The sequence below is a fragment of the Flavobacterium sp. 103 genome, assembly GCF_003096795.1.
Lineage (GTDB): Bacteria > Bacteroidota > Bacteroidia > Flavobacteriales > Flavobacteriaceae > Flavobacterium.
In genome coordinates this window covers 2372280-2386922 of the sequence record NZ_QENX01000001.1, presented here as the reverse complement: position 1 = coordinate 2386922, position 14643 = coordinate 2372280, and the positions used below count along the sequence as shown (strand labels likewise).

Here is a 14643-nt window from a genome sequence, read left to right as displayed (position 1 = left end):
TTTCTTGGAAGTATAATTTCATTTCCTTAAAATACCAAATCATCTTTCGCATTTAAAAAAATTGCCTATTTGCTGGTTACCGTTAATGGCACTTTGTAAAAAATCCCTTTTTGAAAATTTACATTTGGATTCGTCGAAGGATCTGCTGACACGTTTAATGCATTAAATTTAAATTCACCCGTAATAGTATGGTTTACCGCATCTAATTCAGTGATTACAATTTGTCCATCACCACTATTTATGCCAGTTGAAAAAACAGTCTTTACATCCCCCACTTTTTCAACCAATGTTGCTTTATTAGCAAGGTCAACACCTAAAAGATACGTTTTAACCGATGTTGCCGAAGCTTTCAAGGTTAAAACTTCGTTTTTTTGATAGGCCTCTATAGTCAAAGAACCATCAGCAGCTTGAACAGCGGTAAATAAAGTGGCTCTCCAAACCACATTGTCTTTTAATCCTTGAACAGCAGGATTATTAAATTTAACTTGATCCTCGCAGGATACTAAAATAAAAAACAGGGCTATAATCGAAAAGAACCTACTCATAAAATTGATTTTGATTCACAAAAATAAAGGTTTTGGAGCTCATTTGCGAGTTTTCTTATTCAAAAGAAAACTAAAAAAACAGCTAACAAACTATTAATCATTAAAATAATAAACTTTTTAGATAGTTTCGATAAAAGATGTATCTTTGCACCCTTAATTAATCGAGGTCGAGTACCTCAAAATTTAATCATACGATTATGTCAGTAAAAATTAGATTACAAAGACACGGAAAAAAAGGAAAACCTTTTTACTGGGTTGTAGCTGCAGATGCACGCTCAAAAAGAGATGGTAAATACCTAGAAAAAATTGGTACTTACAATCCAAACACAAACCCTGCAACTATCGATTTAAATCTTGATAGCGCAGTAAAATGGTTGCACAATGGTGCACAACCAACTGATACAGCAAAAGCTATTCTTTCTTACAAAGGTGCTTTATTGAAACACCACCTAGATGGAGGTATTCGTAAAGGTGCTTTGACTCAAGAACAAGCTGATGCAAAATTAGCTGCTTGGTTAGAAGCTAAAGCTGGAAAAGTTGATGCTAAAAAAGAAGGCTTAACTAAAGCGCAAGCTGATGCTAAAGCTAAAGCTTTTAAAGCAGAACAAGAAGTAAATGCAAAACGTTTAGCTGCTGCTGCACAAGCTGAAGCTGATGCTATTGCTGCTGCAACTCCTGCTGTTGAAGAAGAAGTTGTTGCTGAAGCTGAAGAAGCTCCTGCTGCTGAAGAAAATAACGAAACAACTGAAGCATAATTTAGAAGGCGAAAATGCGTAAAGAAGATTGTTTCTATTTGGGTAAAATCGCCAAAAAATTTAGTTTCAAAGGGGAAGTTCTTGCTTATTTAGACACGGACGAACCTGAGTTATACGAAAACTTGGAATCAGTGTTTGTTGAATGCAACAAACACTTGGTTCCTTTTTTTATTGAAAATAGCTCATTACACAAAAATGATTTCCTCAGAATTCGTTTTGAAGATATCAATACCGAAGAGGAGGCCGATACACTACTAGGAAACGACCTGTATCTTCCTTTGAAAATGTTACCTAAACTTTCAGGTAATAAATTCTACTTTCACGAAGTTATTGGCTTTGAAGTAGAAGACAAACGTATTGGATATGTTGGAGAAATCCAATCCATCAACGACACCACTGCTCAACCTCTTTTTGAAGTACTCAAAGGAGATACCGAGATTTTAATCCCAATGATTGACCATTTTCTTGTAAAAATTGACAGGGAAAACAAAAAAGTAATTATGGATTTACCGGAAGGATTGATCGAAATGTACCTTTAGAAAGTTTAATCGGTAATTTGCCTATTCGGTTAATCAAAAAATCTAGAATCTTTATGTCCAAATTCCAATTCAAACAATTTTCACTGGAACAAGATCGCTGTGCTATGAAAATTGGTACCGATGGTGTTTTGCTTGGTGCCTGGACTCCTATTGAAAACAATCCTTTCAGTATTTTAGACATTGGAACCGGAACCGGAATTATAGCTTTGATGCTGGCGCAAAGAAGTTATGCCGAGCAAATTGATGCACTTGAAATTGACGAAGATGCTTATGAACAAGCTGTGGACAATTTTGAAAATTCACCCTGGGGAGATCGTTTATTCTGCTTTCACGCTGGAGTGGATGAATTTGTAGAAGAACCTGAAGACGAATACGACTTAATCGTTTCCAATCCTCCCTTTTATACCGAAGATTACAAAACTGAAAACCCACAACGTGATTTGGCTCGTTTTTCTGATGCCTTGCCTTTTGAAGATCTAATTGAAGCAGCAGCATTACTACTTTCTGAAAATGGAATATTTAGCGTTATTATTCCTTTTAAGGAAGAAGAAAATTTTATAGCTATTGCCAAAGAATACGAATTACATCCCATTAAAATCACTAGAGTTAGAGGCAATCTGACTTCGGATATCAAGCGTAGTTTATTGGCTTTCAGCCGAAATGAAAGTGACACTATTTTGACAGATGAACTGATTATCGAAACAGGCAGACATATCTATACTCCTGAATACATCGAATTGACAAAAGACTTTTATTTGAAAATGTAGTCTTTTTTAATTTTCACATCTTCCATTGTCTATTCAAAATATTATGCTCAATTTAACCTCCCTAGACAGCATCCTTTTTTGAACACGCCAAACTGATTTTCATTCAAAAAAATAGTTACGCTACAATACTTCACTATAAACTATTTTTGTTTTTTTGTGAGAAAACGGGTTGTCTTTCCGTATCAACCCTCTACCATTAAATGTTAAAATTTTACAAAAAAATTCATATATTTGATTGGATTGAAACAAATTAAAACTTTCACATTGTCATTATATAACTCATAAAAACAATTTCAGGACAGGTTTAGTAGTCATTAATACAAAACCACAATAATCAATTTTTAAAAAGTAGCTAAAACTCATCTTAAAAATAGAACCGAATGAAAAAACATTTACTTCTCATAACTTTTTTTTTATTGTCACTAAAATTTTTTGGTCAAAGTCCAGCACTAACTATTTCTAATAAAAAATTTTCAATTGGAAGCTACGGGCGAGCAGGAATAGCGTATAGTCTTGGAGCTCCAGACACTGAATTTCCACAATCTCTCAATTTAAATGGGATGGGATCTATCGGAGGTAGATTTGAAGAAAACGATTATTTTGAGTTAGCTGCTGCAATGCACTTTACTCCAACTATTGCCAGCAATGACACTACCCGAATTAATGTTCAGGCACGATTTGCATTTTATACTACTCAAGGTCAATTAATAGGAAACGTATCCAACAAGTCTATTGGAGGAATTACAACCGCTTTACCTGAATTATTTGCCGAAGCCAATAATATAATGGGGAGCAATTGGGGCGTATGGCTAGGAGCACGATTATTTCGAGGTGATGATATACATATTATTGACCATTATTATTTTGATGATCATTCAGGGCAAGGTGTTGGAATAAGACACAAAAACACTCAATTTTCTGTAATTTTTACCGGTTCAATAGATACTACATCGACATTGCCTCCCAATTTCTACCTTAACATTGTGAATGGAACTCCTTCCTTGGGATTACGCAACAGATATGTCTCTATATTAGAACATACCTTAATAACTAAGAAAGGTTATGTAAAATTACTAGGTGAATTTCAAAGACTCCCTTCAGGGACTTCTAAAGACGCAACCACAAAATACAATTACCCTGCTGATATTGGCTATGTTGTTGGTGCAAAATATTTTAAAAACATTTCATCCAAATTACCGGGTTCCTTTAATGCGATAAGTGCCCGTTATGGTACCGGAATTGCCAATGGTGGTGATGGAGGCAGTAGTAAAACTTATATAACTTATGGAGGACCAAACTTGGAAACAAATAGTTTCAGAAAAGCCTATTCACTTGCCCTTACAGAAACTTTTTTATTGAATTTTAACAAAAATTATTCTCTGAATGGATATGCAATTTATACTAAAAGCAGAGGCGCTAGCGACAGTCTAAACACCACTACAGATTATCTGGGCAAACAAATATTATTCAACAGAAAACAGGATATCGCTTTTGGAGCAAGAGGCACTTGGTACATCAAAAATTGGTTGCATTTACTTCATGAAGTTGATCTGGCTTGGCGAAAGGACGGTACGCAGGATTTTGCACAAATGACCAAATTCACTATTGCTCCAACATTAGTCCCAACATCAGAGCGAGATGTTTGGGCAAGACCGCACTTTAGATTTGTTTATAGCATAGCGCATTATAACAAATTTGCATCCAACAACCTCTACTCACCATACCTGACTCAAAGTGGTATCAAAAGCTGGGGACAATATATAGGGGCCAAAGTTGAGTGGTGGATATGGTAAATAAGAAAACCCTAGCATCTTGAGATTAAAAAATCACAAAATTACTAGGGCTTAAAATTAATTACAACAAAATTCATTTTGTCAAAATCATGCAGTAGGTTTAAAACATAATTTCTTGACTTAAAGATTCTTGATATGCTATTCACTACTTTGCTATGCAGAATGTGCTTTCTGGATCAACATCTCCATCTGGTATATTTTTACAATGAAAAGTTCTTTTAATCGTAAAACAATCACCATCTATACTCATAACATCTACCACTATCCTATCACCAACCTCGATTTGACTCTCCACACTTTTTTTAGTACAAGTGACTTCATATTGACAATCAGTCACCCACTTTACACTCCATGACATTTGTAACACTCCATTATCATAACTTTCTTGAGTATTGCCTTTTATTACAAAAGTTTTTTTAGGATAATCTGGGTTGTATGCTTTTATGTTTTTCAATTTAGTACAATCTAAGGCTTGTGAATACCCTATTGCTCCTACTACTAGAAATAAAATAAGTACAATTTTCTTTTTCATAATTTTGATTTGGGTTAATTTGAGGAAAAAATAAAGAATTAAAAACTATTCATTTATTTAGCAATATTACAAAATTGTGTAGCTCAATCCAACACTTCCTCTTCACTTTCTTGATATGACATAACTATCTGTTAATCTATAATATACATCACAATACTATGTATTAGATTACTTTTTTAATAAAATAAAAATAGTTTATAACGGAAATAATGTTTGAAATTCTTTAATTATTTTAAACTAATATTTCCTTCATCAGCTCCAGCTGTTTGACTGTCAATTATTGTAGCATTACGAAACGCTTTTAAATACATTACCATATACTTAGTTCTATCAAATTCTTTTTTCTATAAAAATTATTTTATAACAATTTATTTTAGTTTTGTTATATTTCTTTATGTAGATTTGTAACAATAAAACCGTTATATCATGAGACCAGATTTATTCCAAGCCCCAGATTATTACAATCTAGATGATTTATTAAGTGAGGAACACAAACTTGTTCGTGACTCCGCCCGTGCTTGGGTAAAACGTGAAGTTTCTCCCATTATAGAAGAATATGCCCAAAAAGCTGAATTTCCAAAACAAATTATAAAAGGACTCGGTGAAATAGGTGGTTTTGGACCTTATATCCCCGTAGAATATGGTGGAGCAGGGTTAGATCAAATCTCTTATGGGCTAATTATGCAAGAGATTGAACGAGGTGATTCAGGTGTTCGTTCAACTTCGTCAGTACAATCGTCGCTGGTAATGTATCCTATTTGGAAATATGGAAATGAAGAGCAAAGAATGAAATATTTACCAAAATTAGCCACAGGAGAATTCATGGGTTGTTTTGGTTTGACCGAGCCTAATTATGGTTCAGATCCAGGAAGTATGATTACTAATTTCAAAGATATGGGCGACCATTATCTTTTGAATGGTGCGAAAATGTGGATTTCGAATGCTCCATTCGCAGATATTGCCATTGTTTGGGCAAAAAATGAAGAAGGAAGAATACACGGATTAATCGTAGAACGTGGAATGGAAGGTTTTACAACTCCTGAAACGCATAACAAATGGTCACTTCGCGCTTCCTCTACTGGAGAATTGATTTTTGACAATGTAAAAGTACCAAAAGAGAATTTATTACCTAATAAATCTGGATTAGGAGCACCGTTAGGTTGTTTGGATTCTGCTCGTTATGGAATTGCGTGGGGTGCTATTGGTGCTGCAATGGATTGTTATGACACTGCTTTGCGTTATGCCAAAGAAAGAATTCAGTTTGACAAGCCTATTGCAGGAACTCAATTGCAGCAAAAGAAACTAGCCGAAATGATTACCGAAATCACCAAAGCGCAATTACTAACTTGGAGACTTGGAGTTCTAAGGAATGAAGGAAGAGCAACCACTGCCCAAATCTCTATGGCTAAAAGAAACAATGTAGACATGGCAATTCATATTGCCCGTGAAGCTAGACAAATGTTAGGAGGAATGGGAATTACCGGAGAATATTCCATCATGCGCCATATGATGAACCTAGAATCAGTAATTACATATGAAGGAACTCACGACATTCATTTATTGATTACAGGAATGGACATCACTGGAATTCCTGCTTTCAAATAGAACTAAACAACTATTAAAGTATTTATAAAATTGATAGTCAAAGCTTCTTGGTAACGAGAAGCTTTTTTAATTTTACACTAAAAAGAAACTCAATGAATATTGCAACAATCAACTCAGGCATTCAAACGCAAAAACAACAATTATTAAACCATTCTTTATACAAAAAAATAAATACTCTTGAAGATTTACATCACTTCTTAGAAAACCATGTATATGCAGTTTGGGATTTTATGTCTTTGTTAAAAGCTTTGCAAAATAAATTAACCTGTACTTCAACACCTTGGTTTGCGACACCAAATCCTGAAACCAGATATTTAATCAATGAAATTGTGCTGGCAGAGGAAAGTGATTTAAGCATCGACGGTCGACGTTTAAGCCATTTTGAAATGTACATTGAGGCAATGAGAGATTGTGGTGCCAAAACAATTGGTATTGAACTTTTTTTAGAAGAGGTTAATTCACTTCACAATATATTTGTTGCCATCAAAAAAAGTGATCTACATCCAAATATAAAAGAGTTTCTTGACTTTACGTTTAGAGTTATTGAAGAAGGCAAACCGCACAAAATAGCCGCAGCATTTACCTTTGGTAGAGAAGATTTGATTCCGAAAATGTTTACAGAAATCTTAAAAAATTTTCAGTCCAAATTCCCTGATAATGATTTAAGTAAATTACTTTATTACTTTGAAAGACATATCGAATTGGATGCTGATGAGCATGGCCCAATGGCAATGAAGATGATTACCGAACTATGTGGTGAGGATTCAAAAAAATGGTCGGAAGTGGAAGAAATTTCGATTCTGGCTTTAGAAAAAAGAATAGGTCTTTGGGATGCTATTGAAGAACAAATTCTCCTAAAAGCCGAAATGGTTTAATAAATTAAGTAACCTAAGAATCGTTTAATTGTAATTTCCTAAAAATGGTTTATACATTGAAAATATGCGTATTATTCTTAAGCCTTCTTTTGATAGATTGCCAATCTGACAATACTGATATAAAATCCGTTGCGCCCTCACAAAACCCTAAACCAACTCAACTAACATTGGCCACTAAATCAGAACCCATTAAATATTTGGCTTTGGGAGACAGTTATACAATAGGGCAAAGTGTTTGTGAAACCTGCCGATTTCCAGAACAATTAAAAGCCAAGCTCTATAATTTAAACACTCGAAATAGCATTTCGTTAAACATAATTGCAAAGACAGGATGGACAACAAGTAATTTAATATCGGCAATAAACAGTCAAAATCCAAGTAATGATTATGACCTAGTTACTTTACTCATTGGGGTGAATAATCAATATCAAGGGAATTCTTTTTCTGAATATGAAAAAGAATTCCCTGATTTAGTAAATAAGGCTATTTTATTAGCAAAAGGTGACAAAACAAATTTAATAGTAGTCTCTATTCCAGATTATGCATACACGCCATTTGGCAATGGAAATAAAAGAGTATCTACAGAAATAGATCAATATAATTCTTATGCACAAAACTATTGTGCAGAAAACAGCATAATATTCGTAAACATTACAGACATAACCAGACAAGGCTTATCAAATCCTAGCCTAGTTGCATCAGACAACTTACATCCTTCTGAAAAAGCATATACTTTATTCGTAGAACGCATTTTACCAAAAGCAGTCGACGTTTTACAAAATTAAATATTAATTCTCTGGGGCCAATTCCAATTCCAAGCCTTCAAGACTCTCGGTAATCGGGATTTGACAACCCAAACGACTGTTTGATTTTACATAAAAAGCTTCAGATAACATAGCTTCTTCATCATCACCCATAGCCGGCAACGGAACATCATTAAGAACATAACATTGGCAAGAAGCGCACATTGCCATTCCCCCGCAAGTTCCCTCAACCGGAAGCTCATAGGCTTTGCACAATTCCATTATGTTCATCGCCATATCTGTTGGGGCCTGTAATTCATGAACAACTCCTTCTCTATCTTTAATTTTTATTAAAACGTCCATTATATAATTTAACTTTTATTAAAAAAATCGAAGCTGTTTAAAACTTCGATGTTAATCTTTTACTGTAAGATCTAGTGCGTAATCTTTATTATTTTCGTTATTATGAATTTTCAAACCAATAACATCAGCTTGATTCACTACGAAAGTGACTTTCACAGCGGGCGTATAAGATCCTTCAAAAGTTTTAAATATTAACTTTCCCTCATACGTTAAATTCAACAAACCATTTTTTTCCGTTTTTGTTTTAGTCAATATTTGCGAATCTAAAACTGCTGTAATATATGCGCTTTTATCTAACATTTTAGCCTTGCCCCCGCTTAATTCAGTCAAAAATTCAGCATTGGCAATCTTTAATTGTCCCTGTCTATTTGACGATATATCAACCATTGAAGAAAAGTTTAATTCAGTCCATTCTTCATCAACATTAACATACGTTTTGGACACATATGCCTCTTGAATTGGTTCTTGGGCATAATTTTTATAGAAACACAGAAATAGAATAATTAATAAGTACTGCTTTTTCATAATTCAAATTTTATAGGTTAGTGCTACAAATGTAAATTTTTATTTGAATTTTCAAATAAAAAAATCTTGAATTATTCACATTGTTTTTTGCGCAAAACAAAATAAACAGCGATTTTATTGGTAATTCATTAATAATAATCTTTAAAAAAAACCTTTTCGTTGATTTTTAACAAGTATGAACCATCTATTTAACAAGAGCGAGCATGACTTTTATCATTTTATACTTGGCTTTTTTTTATTAAAGAGTCATTTTTAAGATTAATAAAAACAAACAATATTCTATTTTTCAATGCATTACATAATATTAACAACCGTTTCTATTTGAGGGGCATACTTTTTAATGGTAGTCTCCACTCCGGCTCTTAACGTCATCTGATTCACACTACAACTTGTACACGCTCCTTCAAGGCGCACTTTTACGTGTTTTCCTTCATCAATTGAAATAAGCGTAATGTCTCCACCATCTGAATTCAGAAAAGGTCTGATTTCTTCCAGTGCTTTTAGAACATTATTAGTTAATTCTTCTGTTTTCATAAGTTGATATCTATTATTCTTTTTCGGTCTACCGATATTTTCAGGAATTAATCACACATTAGTGATTGCTATTCATCCTTCAATATTATTTCTTAACAGCCGAACATCCGGCCATTGTAGTGATTTTGATTGCTTCAGTAGGTTCCAAATTTTCATTTCTATTGACAACTTCACTAACTACGTTTCGTGTTATCTCGTCAAAAACATTTTCAATAATAGAACCTGTTTGTAATGCCGCTGGACGTCCATAATCTCCCGCTTCGCGAATAGACTGTACAATTGGCACTTCTCCAAGAAAAGCAACTCCTAGATCCTGAGCAAGATCTTTAGCTCCCTCTTTTCCAAAGATATAATATTTATTGTTAGGCAATTCTTCTGGTGTAAAATAGGCCATGTTTTCTATAATTCCCAAAACAGGAACATTTATCGCTTCTGATAAAAACATGGAAACTCCTTTCTTGGCATCTGCCAGTGCAACAGCTTGTGGAGTACTAACCACAACAGCACCAGTAACAGGCAATGATTGCATAATTGATAGATGAATATCTCCTGTTCCAGGAGGCAAATCAATTAACATAAAGTCTAATTCTCCCCAATTCGCATCAAAAATCATTTGATTCAAAGCTTTAGAAGCCATTGGACCTCTCCAGATTACAGCTTGACTTGGCGAAGTAAAAAATCCGATAGAAAGCATTTTTACTCCATAACTTTCAACAGGTTTCATCTTCGATTTCCCGTCAACCTCTACCGAAATTGGTTTTTCATTTTCTACATCAAACATGATTGGCATCGATGGACCGTAAATATCAGCATCCAATATCCCTACTGCAAATCCCATTTTAGCTAATGTTACCGCCAAATTTGCCGTAACAGTAGATTTTCCTACACCTCCTTTTCCTGAAGCAACTGCAATAATATTTTTTATCCCTGGTATAGCTTTTCCTTTAATTTCATTCTTTTCTGGAACTTCTACTTTTATGTTTACTTTGATTTTAGCATCTGGAGACACTAATTCATGTATCGTTTTTCTAATGTCATCTTCAGCTCTTTTTTTGATGTGCATCGCCGGTGTATGCAATAACAAATCCACAACAACTTCATCTCCAAAAGTGACCACGTTTGCAATAGCGCCACTTTCTACCATATTTTTACCTTCACCAGCAATAGTTATTGTTTCTAATGCCTTAAGAATATCTTTTCTATCTAATTTCATGCGTAATTATTATTTTTTTATTTGGAACATGTAGTACCTTCTCCAATCTATTTATCTTTTTTGAATCGGGCGATTTCATTATAAATGGTTTAAAAAAAGGCTGTCTTTATTTAAACTAATTTTAGATTGCAAAGATAACGGATTAAGTTCTTATTCTAAAGGATTTGAATTGGATTTATTGATAGTGGTTGATAATAACATCTATAATCTCAACAGTCCTTTTTGCAATCCTGAAATCCTTAAAAAACAATAACTGCGAATAGAAGTAATACCGAATTACACCTTCATTTCAGGATCCCAAAAAACGGACTTAAAATTCATGATTTGATTATCCTCAACAACAATACCCTCACTTTCCAGTAATTGTTGCATTAGATTCGTTCCGTCAAAATGGTGTTTACCTGTTAACAATCCTTTTCTGTTGACCACTCTATGTGCAGGAACATCTTCAAGATTATGTGCTGCATTCATTGCCCAACCTACCATTCTGGCAGAACGCGCAGCCCCTAAAACTTTGGCAATTGCGCCATAGGAAGTGACCTTTCCGTATGGAATTTGTCTGACGACAGCGTAAACTCTTTCAAAAAAATTATCGTTTGTTGCTTCCATTTTGTTTTATCCAAAATATCCTTTAATGAGTTTGAACAGTGTAACTATCGAAACTAACCCAGTAATTGAACCAATAATATAATTTCCATTATTGATTAAAAAAGAGGATTTTGCTTCCCTTTTCTTGAAGTATATGATGTAGAGATAAAAAACCAGAAAGGAACCTGCGACTACTCCTCCCACAAAAGCAAAAATAAAAGATTCTAAAAAATAAAAATACCCATACGTAGAAAGTGTAATGGACACGAAAACATAATATGGAATGGGGAATAAATTCAATGCCGACAGCAACATTCCCAAAAAAAACCGATTCGTTTTACTGCGAACTTTGGTTTCCGATTTAGGCAATTTTGGTTTTTTGGCTTTCCAAAAAAAATAAATGGTCAGTGCAATAAAAATAAATAGTCCAATTTCTTGAAGACTACTGATAATATCCGGGCGGCTATTAATAAAATTAGCAAATAACAAAGCTAAAAATGTCTGAAAAAAAACAATTATTGTAGCACCAATAGCGAAAGAAATGGCCTCATTCCTACCGTCTTTTAAGCTTACTTTTGCAGCTGTCATATTAATCAAACCAGGAGGTGTAATACCAATTGCTGCAACAATAAATCCGAGAAAAAAAGGCAATAGTAGAGTCATACTTAGTTTGCAGTTTCAGTTTGAAGTCTCAGCTTACAAACTGAAAACCATCTTAGAAAACTATTTGATTTTAAAACGAATATACGTAATTGCTTTGTTAATTTCCAAATATTGCTTCTCATAAAATGTCTGAAAAGCAGTAACTTCTTCAGGACTTCCCTCATTTACATACACATTATGATTAGCATACAAAACCTCATGTCCTTCTCCATGAAGCAGTCCCAATGTGTAGCCATGCATGAACTCACTATCGGTTTTAAGATTGACAACTCCTTCCTTCTTCAAAATTTTCTTGTACAATTGCAGAAATTCTGAATTAGTCATTCTATGTTTTGTTCTTTTGTATTTTATTTGGGGATCTGGAAAAGTAATCCAAATTTCATCAACTTCATTTTCAGCAAAAATATGGTTGATTAATTCGATTTGAGTTCGAATAAAAGCCACATTTTGTAATCCTGTTTCAACCGCAGTTTTTGCACCACGCCAGAAACGAGCTCCTTTGATATCGATTCCCACGAAGTTTTTATTTGGGTATCTCTCGGCCAATCCAACAGAATATTCTCCTTTGCCACAACCCAATTCAAGTACCAATGGATTTTCGTTTTTAAAAAAATCCGAATTCCACTTCCCTCTTAGCGGAAATAAATCCCCTACTACTTCTTCTCTTGTTGGTTGAAAAACATTAGTGAATGTCTCGTTTTCCTTGAACCTTTTTAATTTATTTTTACTTCCCACGATATATTTGCTATTTCGGCAAAATTAAGGAATTATTTAAGACCGAAAACTTTGATGAAGAAAAAATGAAGATTTAAATCATGCCCTAATATTTTTAAGCAGAACTTCTTTATACCTAAAAAACATATTCAATCTCATACTTTCAAGCCCTTTTTTTGAATCAAAAAAAGAGATGCTGAAAAAAACAACTGAAATTATTCAACAGTAAACTTCGACTACATTCACTTTTAGCTAAAAATATATTTATGTACCTTTATGTAAAATAATCTTTTGATGAAAAAAAAAGTTTTATTAATAACAATTATAGCATTGACTCTTTCCCTCGTTTCTTTCTACCGTTACAGCGAAGAAATTCTAACGGCTGAAGACACTTCTTCTGCCCAAACACAACAGTTCACAAAAATTAATATTGACAGAGCTACCATTGCTCGTTTTTTCACCCAATACCCTTCTCTAAAAAAATACCAACCAGATGTTAATACCATATACGCAAAAAGAAAATTTAAGCCGATTTGGTATAATCGCACAGAACTTATCGAATTTGCCAATGTACTATATGCTAAAGTAAATCTTCTTGATGAGGAAGGATTAAATTCTCAATTACCCTATAAAGATAAATTTGACAAGATTTTTGATCAAAACTCAGCTGATAAACCTTCCCAAACCGATACCGAAATAATGCTATCCACCGTATACGTTTTTTATGCCCAAAAAGTATTTCATGGAATGGACACAAAAAAAATACAGGAAACTGGGTGGTTTATCCCTAGAAATAATATTTCTTATGCAAATCTTTTGGATTCTTTATTAGTTAATCCAGAATTACTAAGTAAAAATGAAAATCTGGTATTTAACCAATACTATAAACTTCGAGATGTTTTAAAGAAATACCGACAAATAGAAAAAGAAGGCGGTTGGAATCAAATAGACTCGATTTCTGAGGCACAGGAATTGAAACCAAATGACAGCTCCAAAATCATTGGCCAAATAAGACGCTGGCTTACCATTAACGGAGACTTAAAACGGGATTCCAAACTTAATGTGTACGATGATGAGATGATGGCCGCTATATTGAATTTTAAAAAAAGGAATGATTTTAAGGTTAATTATCCCATTACATATAGACACATCAGACAAATGAACATTCCTGCCGAAGAACGGATTAAAATCATTATGATAAACATGGAACGTTGCAGATGGATTGATCCAAAATTGGCCAGAGCCAATGAATATATAATTATAAATATTCCATCCTTTAAATTAATTTATAAAAAAAACGGTAAAAAGGAACTGGAATCGAATGTGTTTTTAGGTCAAATCATTACCGAAACAGTAGTTTTTAGTGCCAATATGAGCAGTATTGTGTTTAGTCCCTATTGGAATATCCCCAAAAGCATTGTTGAAAGTGAACTAAAAATACAAATAGAACATGACAAAGATTATCTGGCCAAAAACAATATGGAATGGAACAACGGTAACCCCAGACAAAAACCCGGAAAAAATAATTCTTTGGGACTCGTTAAATTTGTTTTTCCAAATTCCAATAACATCTATCTCCATGACACGCCAGCCCGAAGTCTATTCGATATGGAATACAGAACTTTTAGTCATGGCTGCATTAATTTAGAAAAAGCCAAAGAATTGGCCATCTTAATTTTAAAAGATGACCCCGACTGGCCTATTGACCGGATCAATGATGCAATGAAAGGGGTAAAGGAAACCACTTGTATACTCAAACACAAAATCCCAATTCATATTGGCTATTTTACAGCTTGGGTTAACGATTCTGGAGAGATCTGTTTTTATAATGATATCTATTTAAGGGATGACCATCTGGCAGAATTATTATTTTCAGAAACACCCTAATG

At 33.8% G+C, this 14643-nt stretch carries 17 protein-coding genes; 8 read left to right on the top strand and 9 right to left on the bottom strand.

All coding sequences use genetic code 11. From position 1 onward, the window contains the following. Positions 1–65: 65 nt before the first annotated feature. A complete protein-coding gene (locus C8C85_RS09710) occupies positions 66–545 on the bottom strand; it encodes a DUF6252 family protein (RefSeq protein ID WP_116796904.1) in 480 nt (159 codons plus the stop codon). Positions 546–742: 197 nt separating this feature from the next. Here C8C85_RS09710 and C8C85_RS09705 point away from each other — a divergent pair, with 197 nt between their 5' ends. The 4 genes from C8C85_RS09705 (at position 743) to C8C85_RS09690 (ending at position 4399) form a co-directional block, all read left to right on the top strand. Next, on the top strand, positions 743–1300 hold the full coding sequence (locus C8C85_RS09705) for a 30S ribosomal protein S16 (RefSeq protein ID WP_116796903.1): 558 nt from the start codon (positions 743–745) through the stop codon (positions 1298–1300). A 14-nt stretch (positions 1301–1314) separates the two neighbouring features. Then, the gene (rimM, locus tag C8C85_RS09700) at positions 1315–1839 is read left to right on the top strand and encodes a ribosome maturation factor RimM (protein WP_116796902.1); all 525 of its coding nucleotides are present in this window, start codon (positions 1315–1317) and stop codon (positions 1837–1839) included. Positions 1840–1892: 53 nt separating this feature from the next. Continuing rightward, a complete protein-coding gene (locus C8C85_RS09695; RefSeq protein WP_116796901.1) occupies positions 1893–2606 on the top strand; it encodes a tRNA1(Val) (adenine(37)-N6)-methyltransferase in 714 nt (237 codons plus the stop codon). 380 nt (positions 2607–2986) lie between these two features. Beyond that, positions 2987–4399, top strand: a complete 1413-nt coding sequence (locus C8C85_RS09690) for a carbohydrate porin (RefSeq protein ID WP_116796900.1) — start codon at positions 2987–2989, stop codon at positions 4397–4399. Between the two features lie 145 nt (positions 4400–4544). On the opposite strand, the gene C8C85_RS09685 is transcribed toward C8C85_RS09690, so the two are convergent. Continuing rightward, positions 4545–4931 carry a hypothetical protein gene (locus C8C85_RS09685; protein ID WP_116796899.1) on the bottom strand — a complete coding sequence of 129 codons (387 nt, stop codon included), beginning with the start codon at positions 4929–4931 and terminating at the stop codon, positions 4545–4547. Between the two features lie 426 nt (positions 4932–5357). Here C8C85_RS09685 and C8C85_RS09680 point away from each other — a divergent pair, with 426 nt between their 5' ends. The 3 genes from C8C85_RS09680 (at position 5358) to C8C85_RS09670 (ending at position 8196) form a co-directional block, all read left to right on the top strand. Further along, positions 5358–6536, top strand: coding sequence for an acyl-CoA dehydrogenase family protein (locus C8C85_RS09680; RefSeq protein ID WP_077374064.1), 1179 nt, complete (start codon positions 5358–5360; stop codon positions 6534–6536). A gap of 92 nt (positions 6537–6628) precedes the next feature. Next, positions 6629–7411 (top strand): DUF3050 domain-containing protein, encoded by a 783-nt coding sequence (locus C8C85_RS09675; RefSeq protein ID WP_116796898.1) that lies wholly within the window; start codon positions 6629–6631, stop codon positions 7409–7411. Positions 7412–7455: 44 nt separating this feature from the next. After that, positions 7456–8196, top strand: a complete 741-nt coding sequence (locus tag C8C85_RS09670) for an SGNH/GDSL hydrolase family protein (protein WP_116796897.1) — start codon at positions 7456–7458, stop codon at positions 8194–8196. 3 nt (positions 8197–8199) lie between these two features. Here C8C85_RS09670 and C8C85_RS09665 read toward each other — a convergent pair whose 3' ends face one another. The 7 genes from C8C85_RS09665 to trmB form a co-directional block, all read right to left on the bottom strand. Continuing rightward, complete coding sequence (locus C8C85_RS09665; RefSeq protein ID WP_111408112.1) at positions 8200–8517, bottom strand: 2Fe-2S iron-sulfur cluster-binding protein; 318 nt, start codon at positions 8515–8517, stop codon at positions 8200–8202. 51 nt (positions 8518–8568) lie between these two features. Beyond that, positions 8569–9042: a hypothetical protein gene (locus C8C85_RS09660; RefSeq protein WP_116796896.1), complete on the bottom strand. Its 474-nt coding sequence runs from the start codon at positions 9040–9042 to the stop codon at positions 8569–8571. A 294-nt stretch (positions 9043–9336) separates the two neighbouring features. Continuing rightward, complete coding sequence (locus C8C85_RS09655; protein ID WP_111408114.1) at positions 9337–9576, bottom strand: NifU family protein; 240 nt, start codon at positions 9574–9576, stop codon at positions 9337–9339. Between the two features lie 85 nt (positions 9577–9661). Beyond that, positions 9662–10789 carry an Mrp/NBP35 family ATP-binding protein gene (locus tag C8C85_RS09650; protein WP_116796895.1) on the bottom strand — a complete coding sequence of 376 codons (1128 nt, stop codon included), beginning with the start codon at positions 10787–10789 and terminating at the stop codon, positions 9662–9664. A 276-nt stretch (positions 10790–11065) separates the two neighbouring features. After that, entirely contained in the window at positions 11066–11398 is a 333-nt protein-coding gene (locus tag C8C85_RS09645) for an MGMT family protein (protein ID WP_116796894.1), read from the bottom strand. A 6-nt stretch (positions 11399–11404) separates the two neighbouring features. Next, positions 11405–12040, bottom strand: a complete 636-nt coding sequence (locus tag C8C85_RS09640; protein ID WP_116796893.1) for a LysE family transporter — start codon at positions 12038–12040, stop codon at positions 11405–11407. A gap of 60 nt (positions 12041–12100) precedes the next feature. After that, positions 12101–12775: a tRNA (guanosine(46)-N7)-methyltransferase TrmB gene (gene trmB, locus C8C85_RS09635; RefSeq protein WP_116796892.1), complete on the bottom strand. Its 675-nt coding sequence runs from the start codon at positions 12773–12775 to the stop codon at positions 12101–12103. Between the two features lie 273 nt (positions 12776–13048). Here trmB and C8C85_RS09630 point away from each other — a divergent pair, with 273 nt between their 5' ends. Further along, positions 13049–14641 (top strand): murein L,D-transpeptidase, encoded by a 1593-nt coding sequence (locus C8C85_RS09630; protein WP_116796891.1) that lies wholly within the window; start codon positions 13049–13051, stop codon positions 14639–14641. Positions 14642–14643 lie beyond the last annotated feature (2 nt).